The sequence below is a fragment of the Pedobacter roseus genome (genome assembly GCF_014395225.1).
GTDB classification, from domain to species: Bacteria; Bacteroidota; Bacteroidia; order Sphingobacteriales; family Sphingobacteriaceae; genus Pedobacter; species Pedobacter roseus.
Window position 1 is genome coordinate 1,371,249 of record NZ_CP060723.1, and the last position, 16,873, is coordinate 1,388,121.

General features: G+C 38.3%; 14 protein-coding genes and 1 tRNA gene. 10 read left to right on the top strand and 5 right to left on the bottom strand.

Annotated features, from left to right (window positions below):
• Window positions 1–436: 436 nt before the first annotated feature.
• The gene (locus tag H9L23_RS06145; protein WP_025146134.1) at window positions 437–2,611 is read right to left on the bottom strand and encodes a glutamine synthetase III family protein; all 2,175 of its coding nucleotides are present in this window, start codon (window positions 2,609–2,611) and stop codon (window positions 437–439) included.
• 203 nt (window positions 2,612–2,814) lie between these two features.
• On the opposite strand from H9L23_RS06145, the gene H9L23_RS06150 reads away from it, so the two are divergent.
• Both H9L23_RS06150 and H9L23_RS06155 read left to right on the top strand, forming a co-directional pair.
• On the top strand, window positions 2,815–3,663 hold the full coding sequence (locus H9L23_RS06150) for an energy transducer TonB (protein ID WP_187594137.1): 849 nt from the start codon (window positions 2,815–2,817) through the stop codon (window positions 3,661–3,663).
• Between the two features lie 11 nt (window positions 3,664–3,674).
• Window positions 3,675–4,025 (top strand): FEKKY domain-containing protein, encoded by a 351-nt coding sequence (locus H9L23_RS06155; protein ID WP_187594138.1) that lies wholly within the window; start codon window positions 3,675–3,677, stop codon window positions 4,023–4,025.
• Between the two features lie 472 nt (window positions 4,026–4,497).
• On the opposite strand, the gene purL is transcribed toward H9L23_RS06155, so the two are convergent.
• On the bottom strand, window positions 4,498–8,160 hold the full coding sequence (purL, locus tag H9L23_RS06160; RefSeq protein ID WP_187594139.1) for a phosphoribosylformylglycinamidine synthase: 3,663 nt from the start codon (window positions 8,158–8,160) through the stop codon (window positions 4,498–4,500).
• A 235-nt stretch (window positions 8,161–8,395) separates the two neighbouring features.
• On the opposite strand from purL, the gene gloA2 reads away from it, so the two are divergent.
• The 7 genes from gloA2 (at window position 8,396) to fbp (ending at window position 13,714) form a co-directional block, all read left to right on the top strand.
• Complete coding sequence (gloA2, locus tag H9L23_RS06165; RefSeq protein WP_187594140.1) at window positions 8,396–8,776, top strand: SMU1112c/YaeR family gloxylase I-like metalloprotein; 381 nt, start codon at window positions 8,396–8,398, stop codon at window positions 8,774–8,776.
• A gap of 30 nt (window positions 8,777–8,806) precedes the next feature.
• The gene (locus tag H9L23_RS06170; protein WP_187594141.1) at window positions 8,807–9,325 is read left to right on the top strand and encodes a hypothetical protein; all 519 of its coding nucleotides are present in this window, start codon (window positions 8,807–8,809) and stop codon (window positions 9,323–9,325) included.
• A gap of 8 nt (window positions 9,326–9,333) precedes the next feature.
• Complete coding sequence (locus H9L23_RS06175) at window positions 9,334–10,035, top strand: tRNA1(Val) (adenine(37)-N6)-methyltransferase (protein ID WP_187594142.1); 702 nt, start codon at window positions 9,334–9,336, stop codon at window positions 10,033–10,035.
• 83 nt (window positions 10,036–10,118) lie between these two features.
• Window positions 10,119–11,075 (top strand): serine hydrolase domain-containing protein, encoded by a 957-nt coding sequence (locus tag H9L23_RS06180; RefSeq protein WP_187594143.1) that lies wholly within the window; start codon window positions 10,119–10,121, stop codon window positions 11,073–11,075.
• Window positions 11,072–11,929, top strand: a complete 858-nt coding sequence (locus H9L23_RS06185) for a DUF3471 domain-containing protein (RefSeq protein ID WP_187594144.1) — start codon at window positions 11,072–11,074, stop codon at window positions 11,927–11,929. Before H9L23_RS06180 ends, H9L23_RS06185 begins: the two co-directional genes overlap by 4 nt.
• Before the next feature lie 194 nt (window positions 11,930–12,123).
• On the top strand, window positions 12,124–12,615 hold the full coding sequence (locus H9L23_RS06190; RefSeq protein ID WP_187594145.1) for a metallophosphoesterase family protein: 492 nt from the start codon (window positions 12,124–12,126) through the stop codon (window positions 12,613–12,615).
• A gap of 19 nt (window positions 12,616–12,634) precedes the next feature.
• Window positions 12,635–13,714, top strand: coding sequence for a class 1 fructose-bisphosphatase (gene fbp, locus H9L23_RS06195; protein WP_187594146.1), 1,080 nt, complete (start codon window positions 12,635–12,637; stop codon window positions 13,712–13,714).
• Here the strand turns inward: fbp and rnhA are convergent.
• The gene (gene rnhA, locus H9L23_RS06200; protein ID WP_187594147.1) at window positions 13,711–14,181 is read right to left on the bottom strand and encodes a ribonuclease HI; all 471 of its coding nucleotides are present in this window, start codon (window positions 14,179–14,181) and stop codon (window positions 13,711–13,713) included. The genes fbp and rnhA overlap by 4 nt on opposite strands.
• Before the next feature lie 176 nt (window positions 14,182–14,357).
• Between rnhA and H9L23_RS06205 the strand changes: the two genes are divergently transcribed.
• A tRNA-His gene (locus tag H9L23_RS06205) sits at window positions 14,358–14,434 on the top strand.
• Here H9L23_RS06205 and H9L23_RS06210 read toward each other — a convergent pair.
• Together H9L23_RS06210 and cobA are read right to left on the bottom strand one after the other, a co-directional pair.
• Complete coding sequence (locus H9L23_RS06210; protein ID WP_187594148.1) at window positions 14,423–15,145, bottom strand: hypothetical protein; 723 nt, start codon at window positions 15,143–15,145, stop codon at window positions 14,423–14,425. The genes H9L23_RS06205 and H9L23_RS06210 overlap by 12 nt on opposite strands.
• A gap of 803 nt (window positions 15,146–15,948) precedes the next feature.
• On the bottom strand, window positions 15,949–16,719 hold the full coding sequence (gene cobA, locus H9L23_RS06215) for a uroporphyrinogen-III C-methyltransferase (protein WP_187594149.1): 771 nt from the start codon (window positions 16,717–16,719) through the stop codon (window positions 15,949–15,951).
• Window positions 16,720–16,873 lie beyond the last annotated feature (154 nt).

Here is a 16,873-nt window from a genome sequence, read left to right on the forward strand (position 1 = left end):
GCTGCCGTTTTAAAGCTATCGAAAAAAAAACATTTAAGTTATAAAACGGCATTCGTACAATCGGGCTTAGGACATTTAGGATTGCTCGTTGTGGCAGATTTTTCCCTTGCACAGGCCTATCTAAAATAAACCTGATTGTATGGATGCTGGTGCAGCAACATTAAAATTGGCAGCGCCATTGTAGCAGGAAGGAAAGCAGGGCTGTTTTAACCGATGAGCACAGGGATTGCTTTCCAAAAAAAAATGTTTAACTAACTAAGATCACCTAAGTTTGTTTACCACGAAGACACAGAGAACAAAGGTAAAAATGTTTTTTACAGAGAGCATTAAGATTGCTTTGTCGGCTGAAAAACCCTTATAGCAATGACGAATTTCTTGAAACAAAAAAAGGCGTAGAGTAAACCCTACGCCTTAAACCTTTTAGCTTATGCCTTTCTTATTTCATGAATAATAATTCTCTGAATTTTGGTAAAGGCCAAACGCTGTCGTCAACAATCTGCTCTAATTTATCAGCGTGGTAACGGATGATATCGAAGTAAGATTTAACTTTCTCATCGTAAGCGATCGCTTTTTCGCGGGTATCTTCGATTTTGTTGGTTACTTTACGTTCTTCTAACATCGCATCGATATTGGTTTTTACAATTTCTAAATGCTCAGATAGTTTTTTAACGATATCGATAGAAACTTTGCTGTCTACACCAATTGCTTTTAAGCCTTGTACGTTTGCGATTAAAGAGTTTTGGTAAGCAATAGCAGCAGGAATAATAGCAGTATTAGCTACTTCGCCCATTACACGTGCTTCGATCTGTAATTTTTTGTAGAAGTTTTCTAACATGATTTCATGACGGGCATGAATTTCACGTGCACTGTAAATACCTGTTGAAGCAAATAACTCAGCAGATTTTTCAGTTAAATAAGCATCTAAAGCTTTTGGCGTAGTTTTGATGTTTGATAAACCGCGTGTTGCAGCTTCATCTTCCCACTCCTGGCTGTAACCATTTCCTTCGAAACGGATACCTTTAGATTCTTTGATGTATTTTTTGATCACTGTTAATAAAGCGATGTCTTTTTTATCACCTTTTTTGATCAATTTATCAACCTCTGTTTTAAATTTAACCAATTGCTCAGCCATAATCGCGTTTAAGATCGTCATTGGAGCAGAAGAGTTTGCTGATGAACCAACAGCTCTCAACTCAAATTTGTTACCTGTAAAGGCGAAAGGAGAAGTACGGTTACGGTCGGTATTATCCAACAAAATCTGTGGGATTTTAGGAATACCTAACCAAAGTGCATTATCTTCTTTGATTTTTTTGCTGATGCGTGAGTGCTCAATCTCATCTAATACATCGTTCAGTTGAGAACCTAAGAAGATAGAGATAATTGCAGGTGGCGCTTCGTTTGCACCTAAACGGTGATCGTTGCTTACCGATGCAATACTTGCACGTAATAAATCTGCATGCTCGCTAACCGCTTTAATTGTATTTACAAAGAAAGCAAGGAACATTAAGTTGTTTTTAGGCGTTTTACCTGGTGCCAATAAGTTTTTACCAGTATCGGTAATTAAGCTCCAGTTATTGTGTTTACCTGATCCGTTGATACCTGCATAAGGTTTCTCGTGTAATAATACACGGAAATGGTGACGACGGGCAACTTTCTCCATCAAATCCATCAATAATTGATTGTGATCGATAGCCAGGTTGATTTCTTCATAAATTGGTGCACACTCAAATTGAGAAGGCGCAACCTCATTGTGACGGGTTTTTAATGGAATACCTAATTTCAAAGCTTCGTTTTCGAAATCTACCATGTAGCTGAATACGCGCTCAGGGATAGAACCGAAATAATGATCTTCTAATTGTTGGCCTTTAGCAGACATGTGACCGAACAAAGCACGACCGGTTAATAATAAATCCGGACGGGCGTTGAATAATGACTCATCAACTAAGAAGTATTCTTGCTCAATACCTAATGATGCATTTACTTTAGTAATGCTTTTATCGAAATATTGGCATACATCAACAGCAGCTTTATCAAGTGCAGCTAATGCTTTTAATAATGGCGCTTTATAATCTAAGGCTTCGCCTGTGTATGATACAAAAACTGTAGGAATGCAAAGTGTTTTACCTGCTTTACTTTCCATAATGAAAGCTGGAGAAGAAGGATCCCATGCAGTATAACCGCGGGCTTCGAAAGTATTACGGATACCACCGTTAGGGAAACTTGAAGCATCTGGTTCTTGTTGAACTAATGCGCTGCCAGCAAATTTTTCGATAGCACCATCACCGCTTGGCTCAAAAAACGAATCGTGTTTTTCGGCAGTTGTACCAGTTAATGGCTGGAACCAGTGCGTGTAGTGCGTTGCGCCAGCGCTCATTGCCCAGGCTTTCATAGCTGTAGCAATTTGGTTAGCATCGTCAGAATTGATTAATTCACCTTGGTTGATAGATGAAATTAATTTTTCATACACGTCCTTAGATAAGAAATCTCTCATTTTTTTCTTATCAAATACATTCGAGCCGTAAAAATCAGAAATTTTCGCCGAAGGAGATTTAACTTCAGGTGAAATTCTATTTTGAGCCTCTTTTAATGCGATGGTTCTTAAGCTTTTCATTAATTTGTTATGTTTTTTGTCAAAAATAGTATATTTTATTAATTTTTGTAAAACAATCGCAAGAAATATGTGAATTTTACTGAAAATGAAATAAAAAAATGTTTTTCAGATGAAAAATTTCATTTTTTGTAAAGAAAATAGATTTTTTAAATGGTTTATGGAATCGATGATTTTGTTGCATCATCCTATAAAACTTTAAAACTATGTTCAACTCTTCTATTAACGTATACAAAACCGAGTGGCTCGATCTTGTATTTGCAAACCGCAACAAAAACTATGGTGCTTATGATTTAAGATCTAAATCTTCAAAGATTATGACCAAGGCACTTTTTGTATCAGGTAGTTTATTTGTACTTGCCTGTTTCTCTCCGTTGATTTATGCGAAGCTGTCGCCAAAAGATATTGTAGTTGAAACGCCGGCAGTTGAAGTTAAGTTAGATAATGTTATCCACCAGATGAAACAAGATCTGCCTAAACCGGAAGAAAAGCCTGAGCCTAAAAAGGCTGACCCGGTTAAAGTTAAAACGATAGCGCTTCCATCACAGGTTGTAGTAGTTAATAAAACAGAACTTCCACCGCCGCCAACAATGGATGATATAAAATTAGCGGTGATTAGTACCAAAACACAGGAAGGTATTGTAGCTCCAAGCGCGGTGGTAACAGATAATAAAGGTAATGGTGATGGAACAGGAACTGCTAAAGAGGGCGAAGGAAAAGGAGAAGATACAAATATCTATATTAACGGTGGTGTTGATGAGTATCCAGAGTTTACCGGTGGTGCCAAAGCATGGTCTAAATATATGGAGCGTAATTTAAGGTATCCATCAAGAGCGCAGGAAGAAGGTGCAGTGGGAAAAGTGTTTGTGAGTTTTGTAGTAGAGAAAGATGGTTCCATCACTGATGTATCAGTAATTAAAGGAATCGGTTTTGGTTGCGACGAAGAAGCAATGAAAGTGATTAAAAAATCACCGTTATGGAAACCAGGTAAAAATAAAGGTACACCAGTACGTGTGAGGTATAATATGGCGATCAACTTCCAGATTTCTAATTAAAATTGCTGAATATGAAAAAGTCCCTATTAATATTATTGTTTACTTGTTTTTCAGCTGCTTATTTAAGTGCGAAGGTTGTAAATCCGGTAGATACTTCAAAACAATACAGCATTAAACTGGCCAATACTGATTTAAAAAACGGAAATGTGAAATTTTTGCTCCGCGGTGGTATTGTATCTACTTATGTTAAAGGGCAGGAAATATTTGAAAAGAAGTATGGCATTGCTTACCGGGATTTTGGATGTGTAATGCCTTTAAATATTTCACTTGAAGATTACAATAAAGTAGTGGCTTCTTTTATGGATAAGAAATACGGAAAAGGCTGGAGAACAGAGGTTAGAAAAGACATTCAGGGAATATGATGGGATGGAAGATGTGGGATGGAAAATGGGTAATGGGGAGACTTTCTAATTAATGCTCTTGGTTTTTAGGGAGATGTTGAGTTAGGTAAATTGAAACGGTTTGGGCGATGCCCGGGCCGTTTTTTTGTTCTAGTGGTTTTATTGTTGCTTTTTTGGAAAGCATGAACAGTACTTTTTTGTAATTGCAGTCCCGCCCTTTGTTTCAAATCCTCACCTTCGTACCTCAGGCTGCGGGTTTTTCACTTCGGTCGGGTTTAGGTGGCAAGGCTGGTAATGCTATTAATGGTTTATTGCGAACGCAGAAACAGGCCGGTATGCCGAAGAACAGGCTTTTGTTTAATAAACCCTACATAGCGGTTAGCCCGCAGTGGACCCGATAGCTATCGGTCCCGCTCGAGATGATGAATGTGTTTAAACAAAAAATGGATGATGGTTTTTAATTCCATCATCCATTTTACATCTTCCATTTCTATTATGCTTTATTCTCAATCCACATACGTGCATTTACAAAGGCTTCCATCCATGGCGAAACTTCATCTTTACGGCCTTGCGGATAATTTGCCCAGTGCCATTGGAACAATGAACGCTCAATGTGCGGCATCATTACCAGGTGACGGCCTGTTTCATCACACATCATTGCCGTATTATAATCTGAGCCATTCGGACTTGCCGGATAACTTTCGTAAGCATATTTAGCTACAATTTTATATTTATCTTCTGTATAAGGTAACGAGAATCTTCCTTCACCATGTGATACCCAAACGCCTAAAGTGCTTCCGGCAAGGGTTGATAACATTACAGAGTTATTTTCCTGTAAAGTTAACGAAGTGAAAATACTTTCGTGTTTACCGCTTTTGTTATGCAGCATTTTAGGTTTTTCTGCGTGGTCTTTATTAATTAAACCTAACTCTACAAATAACTGGCAACCGTTACAAACCCCAACCGATAAAGTATCAGGGCGGGCAAAGAATTTCTCTAAGGCTACCCTTGCTTTATCGTTGTATAAAAATGCTCCGGCCCAGCCTTTTGCCGATCCTAAAACGTCGGAGTTAGAGAAACCACCAACAGCGCCGATAAACTGGATATCTTCCAAAGTTTCCCTGCCAGTAATTAAATCGGTCATGTGCACATCTTTCACATCAAAACCTGCCAGATACATCGCATTGGCCAATTCGCGCTCTGAGTTACTTCCTTTTTCGCGGATAATGGCCGCTTTTGGACGTGGTTTGCTGGCGTCGATTACAGGTTTTTTACCATCAAATTGCGTTGGGAAAGTGTAATTTAAAACCTGGTTTTTATAATTATCGTAACGCTCTTTTGCTAATCCATTACCCGTTTGTTTGCTATCTAATAGGTATGAAGTTTTGAACCAAACATCACGTAAATGATCGATATCAAAACTGAAGCTGTCTGCAGCGTTTTTAACTTCTAATTTAGCTGAAGTATTTACCTCGCCGATTTTATGGAAAGCAACGCCAGCTTGTGCAAAGGTTTCTTCAACCGAAGCATCAGCCTGGAATACGATACCAATGTTTTCTGCAAATAATACTTTAATGCTATCTGTTTCTGCCAATGAAGATAAATCGATCGATGCACCTAAATTGCGGTCAGCAAAACACATTTCCAGTAAGGTAGTAATTAAACCACCACTGCCAATATCATGTCCAGCCTGGATTTTGTCTTCCTTAATTAATTGTTGAAGGGTATTAAATGCCGTTTTAAATTGACCGGCATCTTTAATATCAGGGGTTTCTGTACCGATTTTGTTTAAAATCTGTGCGAAAGATGAACCACCTAATTTATAGGTATCGTTAGAAAGGTTGATGTAATAAATAGATCCGCCATTTTTCTGCAATACAGGCTCAACCACTTTGGTAATGTCATCACAGTTGGCACCTGCAGAAATAATTACGGTACCTGGCGCAATTACATCGCCATCTTTATATTTCTGTTTCATCGATAACGAATCTTTTCCGGTTGGAATGTTGATTCCTAAATCGATGGCGAAATCAGAACAGGCTTTTACAGCTGCATATAAACGGGCATCTTCGCCTTCGTTTTTACAGGCCCACATCCAGTTGGCAGAAAGTGAAACACTTTTTAAACCATCTTTTAAAGGTGCCCAAACGATATTCGAAAGCGATTCTGCAATGGCGTTGCGGCTACCAGCAGCCGGGTCAATCAAGGCTGAAAGTGGTGCATGACCAACCGAAGTGGCAATACCTTCTTTTCCCTGAAAATCTAAAGCCATTACACCACAGTTGTTCAATGGTAATTGTAACGGGCCAGCACATTGCTGTTTGGCTACGCGGCCACCCACGCAACGGTCTACTTTATTGGTTAACCAATCTTTAGCTGCAACAGCTTCTAGTTGAAGCACCTGCTCTAAATAGGTATTTAATTCGTTGTTGTTATATGTAACAGCTTCGTAATTACGGTTGATGGTTTTGTCGTCCATTACGATTTTAGGTGAACTGCCAAACATAGCTGCCAATTCTAAATCCATCGGTTTTAAACCGGTTGTTGCCGATTTAAAAGTAAAACGGTGATCGCCGGTTACTTTACCTACGGTGTACATTGGTGAACGTTCGCGGTCGGCAATTTTTTGTAAAGTTTCGATATGCTCGTTACCGATTACCAATCCCATTCTTTCCTGCGATTCGTTACCAATAATTTCTTTGGCCGAAAGGGTAGGGTCGCCAACAGGTAATTTATCCAAGTCGATTAAACCACCTGTTTCTTCAACCAGTTCTGATAAACAGTTTAAGTGACCGCCTGCGCCGTGATCGTGGATAGAAATAATCGAATTATGATCGCTTTCTACCATGCCACGTACTGCGTTTGCTGCACGTTTTTGCATTTCAGGATTTGAGCGCTGGATGGCATTTAATTCAATGCCGCTACCATGTTGACCAGTATCTGCAGATGAAACTGCTGCACCACCCATTCCAATCCTGTAATTTTCGCCACCAAGGATAACGATGTTATCGCCTTCCTGTGGTTTAAGTTTTTGCGCCTGGCTGGCTTTACCGTAACCGATACCACCGGCAAGCATAATTACTTTATCGAAACCTAACTTTCTGTCTTCTTCTTCGTGTTCGAAAGTTAAAACCGAACCTGTAATGAGCGGTTGTCCAAATTTATTTCCAAAATCAGTAGCACCGTTTGATGCTTTGATCAGGATATCCATCGGGGTTTGGTATAACCATTCTCTTTCTTCAACACCTTTTTCCCATGGACGGTTATCCTCCAGGCGAGAAAGGGCTGTCATATATACTGCTGTTCCGGCTAAAGGCAATGATCCTTGTCCGCCAGCTAAACGGTCTCTGATTTCACCTCCCGAACCTGTTGCAGCACCATTAAAAGGCTCTACTGTGGTTGGGAAGTTGTGTGTTTCAGCCTTTAGGGAAATTACTGATTCGAAATCGCTTGTGGTATAATAATCGGGCTCATCGGCACGTTTCGGTGCAAATTGCTGCACTTTCGGGCCTTTTATAAAAGCAACGTTATCTTTATAGGCGGAAACAATATCGTTAGGGTTTTCTTCTGAGGTTTTACGGATCAGCTTAAATAAAGAAGTAGGCTGTTCTACACCATCAATTACGAATTTACCATTGAAAATTTTATGACGGCAGTGTTCTGAATTTACCTGTGAAAAACCAAAAACTTCAGAATCGGTTAAAGGTCTTTCTAGTTTTTGTGCTAAGGTGTTTAAATACTCAACTTCTTCATCACTTAAAGAAAGACCTTCTTGTTTATTATAAGCCGCAATATCGGTGATTTCTAAAATCGGTTCAGGTTTGATGTTGATGGTATAAACCTCCTGATCAAGTTTATCGTATTTTTGAGAAAGCATTGGGTCATAATCTGAAAAATTCTCGTCAACCTGCTTAAATTCCTCAATCCTGATGATGCCTTGCATATCCATATTCTGGGTAATCTCCACCGCGTTGGTACTCCATGGAGTAATCATTGCTGCTCTTGGTCCAACGAAAAAGCCTTTAAGAGCTGTTTCCTGCGAGATTTTGGCGCCGCCAAATAACCATTCGAGTTTAGTAATATCAGTGGTAGAAAGCGCTTTGTCTGTTTGTAGAACAAAAATCGCCTGCGATTGACTAAGGAAGAAATGAATCATGCTTTTTTTTTGAAGTTGCAAAAATAGCTTTTTTATATGAAAAAACAGGTGTAGTAGAGTGATTGAATTAGAGAATTTTGAATGATTGAATGTCAAAAAATAATGATTGAATGAGAGAATTTAGAATGAGTGAGTGTCGAATAAAAGAATTTTAATTAACTAATGTGGATATTTTGCAACTTTGTCCGGTTAATTCACTCATTCAATCATTTTGCCATTCAATCATTAACTTTTTATGCTTCGAATCCACCACATTGCCATTATCTGTTCTGATTACGAAAAATCGAAAGATTTTTATGTCAATAAATTAGGTTTTACGGTTTTGGCAGAGGCATATCGTGCAGAAAGGAAATCATATAAACTAGACCTGGCCGTAAATGGTGTTTACCAGATCGAACTTTTTTCTTTTGAAAATCCTCCTGTGAGGCCGTCGCAACCAGAAGCACAAGGTTTACGTCATTTGGCTTTTGAGGTTGAGGATATTGAAAAGGAGATTTCGCGTTTAAGTGGACATGGGATTGTAACCGAACCGATCCGTATTGATGAATTTACTGATAAACGCTTTACTTTTTTTGCTGATCCGGATGGTTTACCTTTAGAACTTTACGAAAAATAAATATATAAGAATTAAAATTATAACGCTCAAATGAAAAAAACGCTCTTATGCTGTGCATTGATTTATGCTTCAATCAATACTTATGCACAATCTCAAATTAAATATACCGCTAAAATTGAGGCTGGATATCAGTTTTTCCTTTCCAGGCCCATAAAGTATGATGTTGGAGAAGGTTGGTTAGGTTATCAGCTTAATGGAAAGCCTAATGGTATCGATTTAAGCTTTATTAATGGAGTAAGTTTTAGGGATAACCTTCGATTAGGTTTAGGTGTGTCTTATTTAAATTATGAGCATATTAATGGCTATTCTGTTTTTGGCGATTTGGAGTATATCACAACCAAAGCTAAAATTTCTCCATTATTTAACCTGAAGATAGGAAGAAGTCATATTAATAATCAATATACAAACGGTTCTACTGCAACAGTTGTTGATTTTAGTGGTGGAGTTGAACATAAGATAGGGGCGAAACTGAGCCTTCAGTACAAGGCCGGGTTCAGGTTTGTTCACCAATCCATTTTTCTTCCAATAAGGATTGGTTTAAGGTTTTAAAAAATAAGATGAGTATTTTTAAATTCAAGCAGTTTGAAGTAGACCAAAAAGGCTGCGCGATGAAAATTAATACCGATGGGGTATTGCTTGGTGCAATAGTTACCCATCCGTCGCCAAAAAGGATACTGGATATCGGAACAGGAACGGGGGTAATTGCTTTGATGCTGGCGCAACGTTTTCCTGATGCAGTTATAGATGCGGTGGAAATAGACAAACAAGCTGCTGAAACCGCGGGGAGGAATTTTCAATCGTCAGTTTTTAGTGAGCGGTTAAGTATTAGCCATACCGCAATTGAACAATATAACCATCCTGAAAAATTTGATCTGATTGTTTCCAATCCACCATTTTTTGTAAATGATCTAAAAAACGAAGAAGTTAGAAAAGGCATCGCCAGGCATGCAGGTGAAGATTTTTTTAGTTTATTGGTTGAAAAATCGAACTGGCTTTTGGCTGATGACGGGCAGATCTGGCTTATTTTGCCGGTAAAACAGGCTGATGAAGTGATCTGTATCGCATCTCAATATAATTTATCGCTTGCTGCACGGATCAATATCCATTCTGATGAAAATAAACCAACTTTCAGGCAGATTATCTGTTTGAAAAAAGGCACAACGCTGTTGATAGAAAGTGATTTTAATATTTACGAATCTTTAAAGGAGCATACGCAAGAATATAAGGCTCTACTAAAGGATTTTTTTCTCGCTTATTAAGAAAATAGCTGAAAATTATGCATTTTCAAGTATAAAGCCATTATCATTTGTAATTTAGGAGGCATAATCTCACCTAAATTAAAATGAAACGTATTCTTAATGTGTTCTTGCTATGTTTAATAGCACTATCTTCTCTTGCACAAACGAAAAAACAAAAAACTGGCGATCCTTTGGCTGGGATCGATACTTTGCTAAACAGGATCTTGAAAGATCAGCAGGTGGCTGGTTTTGCAGTAGCGGTGGTAAAAGGCGATCAGGTAATTTATAGTAAAGGTTTTGGTTACCGCGATGTCGAAAACAAAAAACCGGTTACACCGAACACCCTTTTTGCTATCGGCTCGAGCACTAAATCATTTACCTCTGCACTCATTGGTTTGCAGCAAAAAGAAGGAAAGCTATCTTTCGATGGCATTGCGACCTCTTATTTGCCGCAGTTAAAGTTTTATAATGATAATATGAACAGCCAGATTACCGTTCGTGATATGATGTGCCACCGCACTGGTTTATCACGTTATGATTTATCGTGGTTCGTATTTAATACTTCCAACCGCGATAGCATCATACAGCGGGTGCGTTATATGGAGCCAACTGCTGCTGTGCGCGAAAAATGGCAATACAATAATTTTATGTTTTTGGCGCAGGGCATGATTGTTGAAAAACTGACCGGAAAAACCTGGGAGCAGAATATAAAAGAAAAGTTTTTTGATCCACTGGAAATGAGCCGTTCCAATACCAGTATTTTTGAATTCGAAAAGGATAATGATGCTTCATTACCCTATACCATAAACAATAAAGGCGTTATTGAAAAGATCGATTATTTTAATATAGATGGAATGGGGCCGGCCGGAAGCATTAATAGCAGTGTTAACGATATGACCCATTGGTTAAAAGTGTGGATCAACGGGGGATCTTATAAAGGGAAAGAGATTTTACCTACCTCTTATATACGAGAGGCTGCAAGTTCTCAGATGGTGATGGGGGCGGTTTACCCGAAGAGGATAAGGATATTTACCTTTCTACTTATGGTTTTGGCTGGATGATCAGTTCGTACCGTGGGCATTACATGGTAGAGCATGGGGGCAACATCAATGGTTTTTCGGCAAGTGTATCCTTTTTTCCTACAGATAAAATAGGTATTGTGGTTTTAACCAATCAGAATACATCTAATGTTCCCAAAATTGTTTACAGCAGCATTGCCGACAGGGTATTGGAACTAAAAAACATCGACTGGAACGGTAGAGCGATTAAAGCAAAAAAAGAGGCGAAAGAAAGAGAAAAGGCAACAAAAAAGACAGCTGAAAATACCCACGTTTTAAATACCAAACCTTCACATCCTTTAAAAGATTACGATGGCCTGTTTGACAACCCTGCTTATGGCGTGATCAATGTATCATTTAAAAACGATTCGCTATTTGCCATGATGGGAAAAGAGAAGCTTTTACTTAGGCACTATCATTATGATGTGTTCAGCATCAGCGGTATCGATAAAAAAGGAAAAATTGACACGGCAGAAAGTGATCTGCGCTTTAATTTTATCAGCGGACAGGACGGCAAAATTGAAGGGGTCAGTATTCCGCTTGAGCGGGGAATGAAACCAGCCATTTTTTCATACAAACCAAGAACTGTTGAGTTGAGTGCTGCGGATTTAGAAAGTTATACCGGTACTTACGGCGAAAAGGGACTCGCCAAGGTATATTTAAAAGGCAAGATTTTATTTGTTTCAGTGCCCGGTCAGCCTGAATATGAAACCATTTCAATAGGAAACGATACTTTTAATTTTAAAAATCTAAAAGGCTTTAGTTTAAAATTCGAGAAAAAAGAAGGCGTATCAAAAGCTTCTTCCGTTTCATTTATACAGCCTAACGGAACGTTCAAACAGGTGAGGCAAAACTAGAAGAAAACATGTTCATCGGGATTAATCAGGATCTGAACCCGATGATAATATCCTATAAATAAAAAATGATGATTTATCGGGTTTTGTTTGTCGTTTAAGCTAAAAAACATCTTTTTTACAGTGGTTTTAAAAGAACTTAAAATAATTTAACGGTAAATAAAGGTGTAAAACACAATGGGTATTAACTTTACAAAATGAAAAAAATAGGATTAATTTCTGATACCCATGGTTTTTTGGATGATGCCGTTTTTAAACATTTTGATGAGGTGGATGAAATATGGCATGCCGGAGATTTTGGCCCCAATGTAGCCGAACCTTTGGCAGCATTTAAGCCTTTGCGTGGGGTGTTCGGAAATATAGATGATGGAGCAATCAGATCAGCCTTTCCGGAACAAAATCGATTTAGCTGCGAAAGGGTTGATGTTTGGATGACCCATATTGGCGGTTATCCGGGTAGGTATTCATCTTTTGTAAAACCAGAAATATACACTAACCCTCCTAAATTATTCATTACCGGGCATTCGCATATTTTGAAAGTAATGTTCGATGAAAAAATAAAATGTTTGCATATAAACCCCGGTGCAGCGGGAAAACATGGCTGGCACAAGGTGCGTACACTGATCAGATTTTGCATTACTGACGAAAATATTCATACCTTAGAGGTTATAGAGTTATCGGGTAGATAATGTAAAATATACACTAAGTATGGTTTGTGGCGTTAAAACACTAGGACAATTTATTATAGAAAAACAGGCAGATTTCCCTTATGCCAAAGGTGAACTTTCGAGATTGTTGAGGGATATTGGCATTGCCGCAAAAATTGTAAACCGCGAAATTAATAAGGCTGGTTTGGTTGACATTCTCGGCGATATGGGAACTACGAATATCCAAGGAGAAGAACAGAAAAAATTAGATGTTTATGCCGATAAACAGTTTATTGCCGCTTTAACCAGTGGGGGTGAATGCTGTATCGTAGCTACCGAAGAGGAAGATGAAATTATCCATATCGAATCGCCTGTTTCGCAGAATGCCAAATATATTGTTTGCATCGATCCGTTGGATGGCTCTTCTAATACAGATGTAAACGTTGCTGTGGGAACCATTTTCTCCATTTATCGCAGAAAATCGGTAGATGGCAGGGCAAGTATCGATGATGTGCTGCAGAAAGGTACACAACAGGTAGCCGCAGGTTATATTATTTACGGCTCATCAACCATGCTGGTGTACACTACCGGAAAAGGAGTGAACGGCTTTACACTCGATCCATCCATCGGCGAATTTTGCCTTTCCCACCCTCAAATGAAAATACCCGAAATAGGCTATCTATACTCTGTAAATGAAGGTAATTATGTGCATTTTCCTGATGGCGTTAAAAAATATATCAAATATTGCCAGGTAGAGGATGAAGCGACAAAACGCCCTTATACTTCGCGCTACATCGGTTCCATGGTGGGCGATATCCACCGGAATTTAATAAAAGGAGGAATTTATATCTATCCTACCACCTCGCGTTCTCCAAACGGAAAATTAAGGCTCTTGTACGAATGTAACCCAATGGCTTTTATTATAGAACAGGCCGGGGGCAAGGCAAGTACAGGTTTCGAACGTATACTGGAAATCCAGCCGACGGAATTGCACCAAAGGGTTCCGATTTTTATCGGCTCCAAAAAAATGGTGGAAAAAGCGGAAGAAATGATGCTGCTTTACACCGCAAAATCAATTTCGGTTGAGGCCAAGGCAGAAGCCAGACTGGAAGATTTAAATGTAATCGGTGGGCTCGACTAAAGCTGCGCCTTGCTTCTTTCCACTTCAAAAAAAGTATCTATCGCTAAATTTTGCTTGTCTTGTGAAGCAAAAACAGCTAAACGGTCGCAACGCTCGTTCTCCGGATGATCGTTGTGGCCTTTAATCCAGATAAATTTCACTTTGTGCAGTTTATATAATTCAAGGAAACGCATCCAAAGGTCTTTATTTTTCTTGTCTTTAAAACCTTTTTTTACCCAGCCAAAAACCCATTTTTTTTCAACGGCATCAACCACATATTTCGAATCGGAATAAACGGTTACCTCCTGGTTTAAACTTTTTAAAGCCTCTAATCCCTTTATTACAGCCAATAACTCCATGCGGTTATTCGTAGTCATCCTAAAACCACCACTTAATTCTTTATAATGTTGTCCTGCCCTTAAAATGGTACCCCAGCCACCTGGTCCTGGGTTGCCGCTGGCTGCTCCGTCTGTATAAATTTCGATCATAAACGCAGTAAAGTTATGTTTTTAGCTTCAAAATAGCTTGTTTTATCTGTTGCTGAAATTTTTTTTCAATTTCAAATAATTGAATGTTAAGGAATTAAAAATTTGTTGTAAAAACTTTGGAAAAAATATTTGCAAGGAATATTAAAAGTCGTACTTTTGTGACATCAAAAAACACGGTGGCTGTAGCTCAGTTGGTTAGAGTATTGGTTTGTGGTGCCGAGGGTCGTGGGTTCGAGCCCCATCAGCCACCCCAGTGGGACGAGGTCTTTTCAGAAGATTTTCGTCCCATTTTTTTTGCTTCTAACTCTTTGTTTTTCAGGTAAATATGTTGGGCAATTTCATTAACCTGGGGTGTTCGATATCGGTCGCCATTGTATTCCATTTTTTCCGGAAAAAGACAACTTATAAGATATCTTTTGCCCTCAACACTTGAATTTTCATAAAATAAATCCAGGTTGGTTAAATTGTTGATCGCTCGCTCAGCTATCGGTTTAATATTCAAAACAGCTTTATTTTTAGTATTTAGCTCTGCCAGCTTCGATTCGAGTATGACGATTTTTTCATTACCTTCTACTTTTATTGTTCTAAAGTCCACGGCATCTAGCGCATTATCCAATAATAAATCCCTCGCTCTCTCAATTTTCTTGTTGCATTCTCTGATCTGTGCTGAATATGCTTTTCGTTCATCCAAAATGGAACCAACCTGATTATGATATGCATCAGATATAGTTTCGATAAAAATCTCTTCATAACCATTCCTGGGTAGGTAGGCTAGGAGTTCAATTGTAAAGTCCTCATTGACTTTTTCGGATCTGTACCTGATTCCGCAAGCAGATGTGCAATGGTAGTAAGTGAAGTGTTTGTTTTTTCCTTTTGATGAACTTCCACTTAAAGATCGGTGACACTTAGGGCATTTCAAACAGCCACGAAGCGCAAGTGTGGGGATTTCGCTGAAAGTGTGCACCAGATTTCATTCCAAACTGTGCACCCAGCTTTTTACCATCCGGTCTTGATGGAATCGTAAAGACTGAGCCAAATATATCCAATCTTCCCAGATTCCTTACCTTCATTTCCCAATCTATCTTTCCTACATCTGTTCTCTCAATCCTCCACAGAAGATGGTTTTGCAAGAAAAACGGCCTTCCAGGACAGAATTTGAGACAAATCAGCCCATGTTTAAAAACACATCAGAATAAGAAACGTAATTTTTGATTTTAAGGCCATTAGAACATCTCCATTTCGGTTTCTCTAGGCGAAACAATCATCGAGTCCAGCCCCGCTTTTCAGAAGCTTAAAACCGCTTAAAATGAGCCGAGTGGCCACTTTCAAGCGAAATCTAGTGAACAATATAGGCCGAAAAAGATGGCCACGATGGATGAAAACCAGTGGCCACTTTTAGCGGAACCCCCAATTCTCTTCAAATCAGCTAAAAATTTATTGCTTATCCGAACCTTTGTCGACCCAATCGTACGGTATTCCTTAGGGATACCGTACTTTTTTAAATAGTTTTTTTAAGCAACAAACTTCAAAGCTTAGAATTGATAAAATATTCCTACCCTTAGTTTATAAATACCCAACATAATTGATTTATACTGTTAAAAAAAATAAAGCCTAATCAACTATTTTCATTTTAACTCGAAAAATTGATCGTTTTTGGGGAAATTTTACCTTTAATAAACTACAAAGGAAAACCCGTATCAGACTAGATGACAAGTAAATTCAGGACGGTACAGATTCGTCACCAAAAGGAAGATATCAAAGAACATATTACGCAGTTATCTTCAATGTTTTGTTGTGTAATGGATAATGCTGTGCAGCTACGATTTCTCTTGCTTTAACTACATCGCCGATAATTATTATTGCAGGGTAAGCCAAGCCTTCTCTTAAAGCCATTTCCTGAATATCTTTAATTTCGCATGTGCCTTGTTTTTGATGTGGCAATGTAGCATGCTGAATAATTGCCGATGGCGTAGAACCTAAGCCTGCTTTTTTGTATGCTGTTGAAATTTCTGCAAGTTTTCGCATACCCATATATATAACAACGGTGGCCGAAGTTTTCATCGCACACGACAAATCATTCGATAAGCTTCCGTCTTTTTTAGTTCCAGTGATAATCCATACGCTTTCGCTAATGCCACGGTGCGTTAAAGGAACATCTATAAAACCCGAACCCTGCATGCTGCTAATCCCTGGAATGTATTGAGATTCAATTCCGTGGCTTTCGGCGTAAAGCAATTCTTCAAATCCTCTACCAAAAATAAATGGATCGCCGCCTTTTAAACGGACTACAATTTTATGTTTTTTGGCATATTTTACAATTAATTCGTTGATTTTTTCTTGAGGAGTGCAACCTTCGTAAGGTTTTTTACCTACATATACCATCTTGCAGCCAATTGGAGCAATTTCCAGTAATTTATCGTTGCTTAAATTGTCGTATAACACAACTTCTGCTCTTTTCAATACATTATAGGCTTTCATTGTCAATAATTCTGGGTCTCCAGGACCCGCACCCATTATAAAAAGTCCAAAATCTTCCATTTTAATCTGTTTATTTTTAACGAAATAACTATTTATTTATAAAAGTGATTAAAAATTATTAATATTTACAATATTTTATGATAAAAATCATGTTTTTATAAAAATTGTAAAACAAAAACATATATTTGGATATCAATTATCATATAAATATTAA

Bases quoted from the DNA above. Each gene is read 5' to 3' on its own strand.
- H9L23_RS06190 (WP_187594145.1), top strand. From the start codon at position 12,124: ATGAAAAAAATAGGATTAATTTCTGATACCCATGGTTTTTTGGATGAT.
- gloA2 (WP_187594140.1), top strand. From the start codon at position 8,396: ATGCTTCGAATCCACCACATTGCCATTATCTGTTCTGATTACGAAAAA.
- H9L23_RS06145 (WP_025146134.1), bottom strand. From the start codon at position 2,611: ATGAAAAGCTTAAGAACCATCGCATTAAAAGAGGCTCAAAATAGAATT.
- H9L23_RS06150 (WP_187594137.1), top strand. From the start codon at position 2,815: ATGTTCAACTCTTCTATTAACGTATACAAAACCGAGTGGCTCGATCTT.
- H9L23_RS06170 (WP_187594141.1), top strand. From the start codon at position 8,807: ATGAAAAAAACGCTCTTATGCTGTGCATTGATTTATGCTTCAATCAAT.
- H9L23_RS06155 (WP_187594138.1), top strand. From the start codon at position 3,675: ATGAAAAAGTCCCTATTAATATTATTGTTTACTTGTTTTTCAGCTGCT.
- H9L23_RS06175 (WP_187594142.1), top strand. From the start codon at position 9,334: ATGAGTATTTTTAAATTCAAGCAGTTTGAAGTAGACCAAAAAGGCTGC.
- cobA (WP_187594149.1), bottom strand. From the start codon at position 16,719: ATGGAAGATTTTGGACTTTTTATAATGGGTGCGGGTCCTGGAGACCCA.
- H9L23_RS06180 (WP_187594143.1), top strand. From the start codon at position 10,119: ATGAAACGTATTCTTAATGTGTTCTTGCTATGTTTAATAGCACTATCT.
- fbp (WP_187594146.1), top strand. From the start codon at position 12,635: ATGGTTTGTGGCGTTAAAACACTAGGACAATTTATTATAGAAAAACAG.
- rnhA (WP_187594147.1), bottom strand. From the start codon at position 14,181: ATGATCGAAATTTATACAGACGGAGCAGCCAGCGGCAACCCAGGACCA.
- H9L23_RS06185 (WP_187594144.1), top strand. From the start codon at position 11,072: ATGATCAGTTCGTACCGTGGGCATTACATGGTAGAGCATGGGGGCAAC.
- purL (WP_187594139.1), bottom strand. From the start codon at position 8,160: ATGATTCATTTCTTCCTTAGTCAATCGCAGGCGATTTTTGTTCTACAA.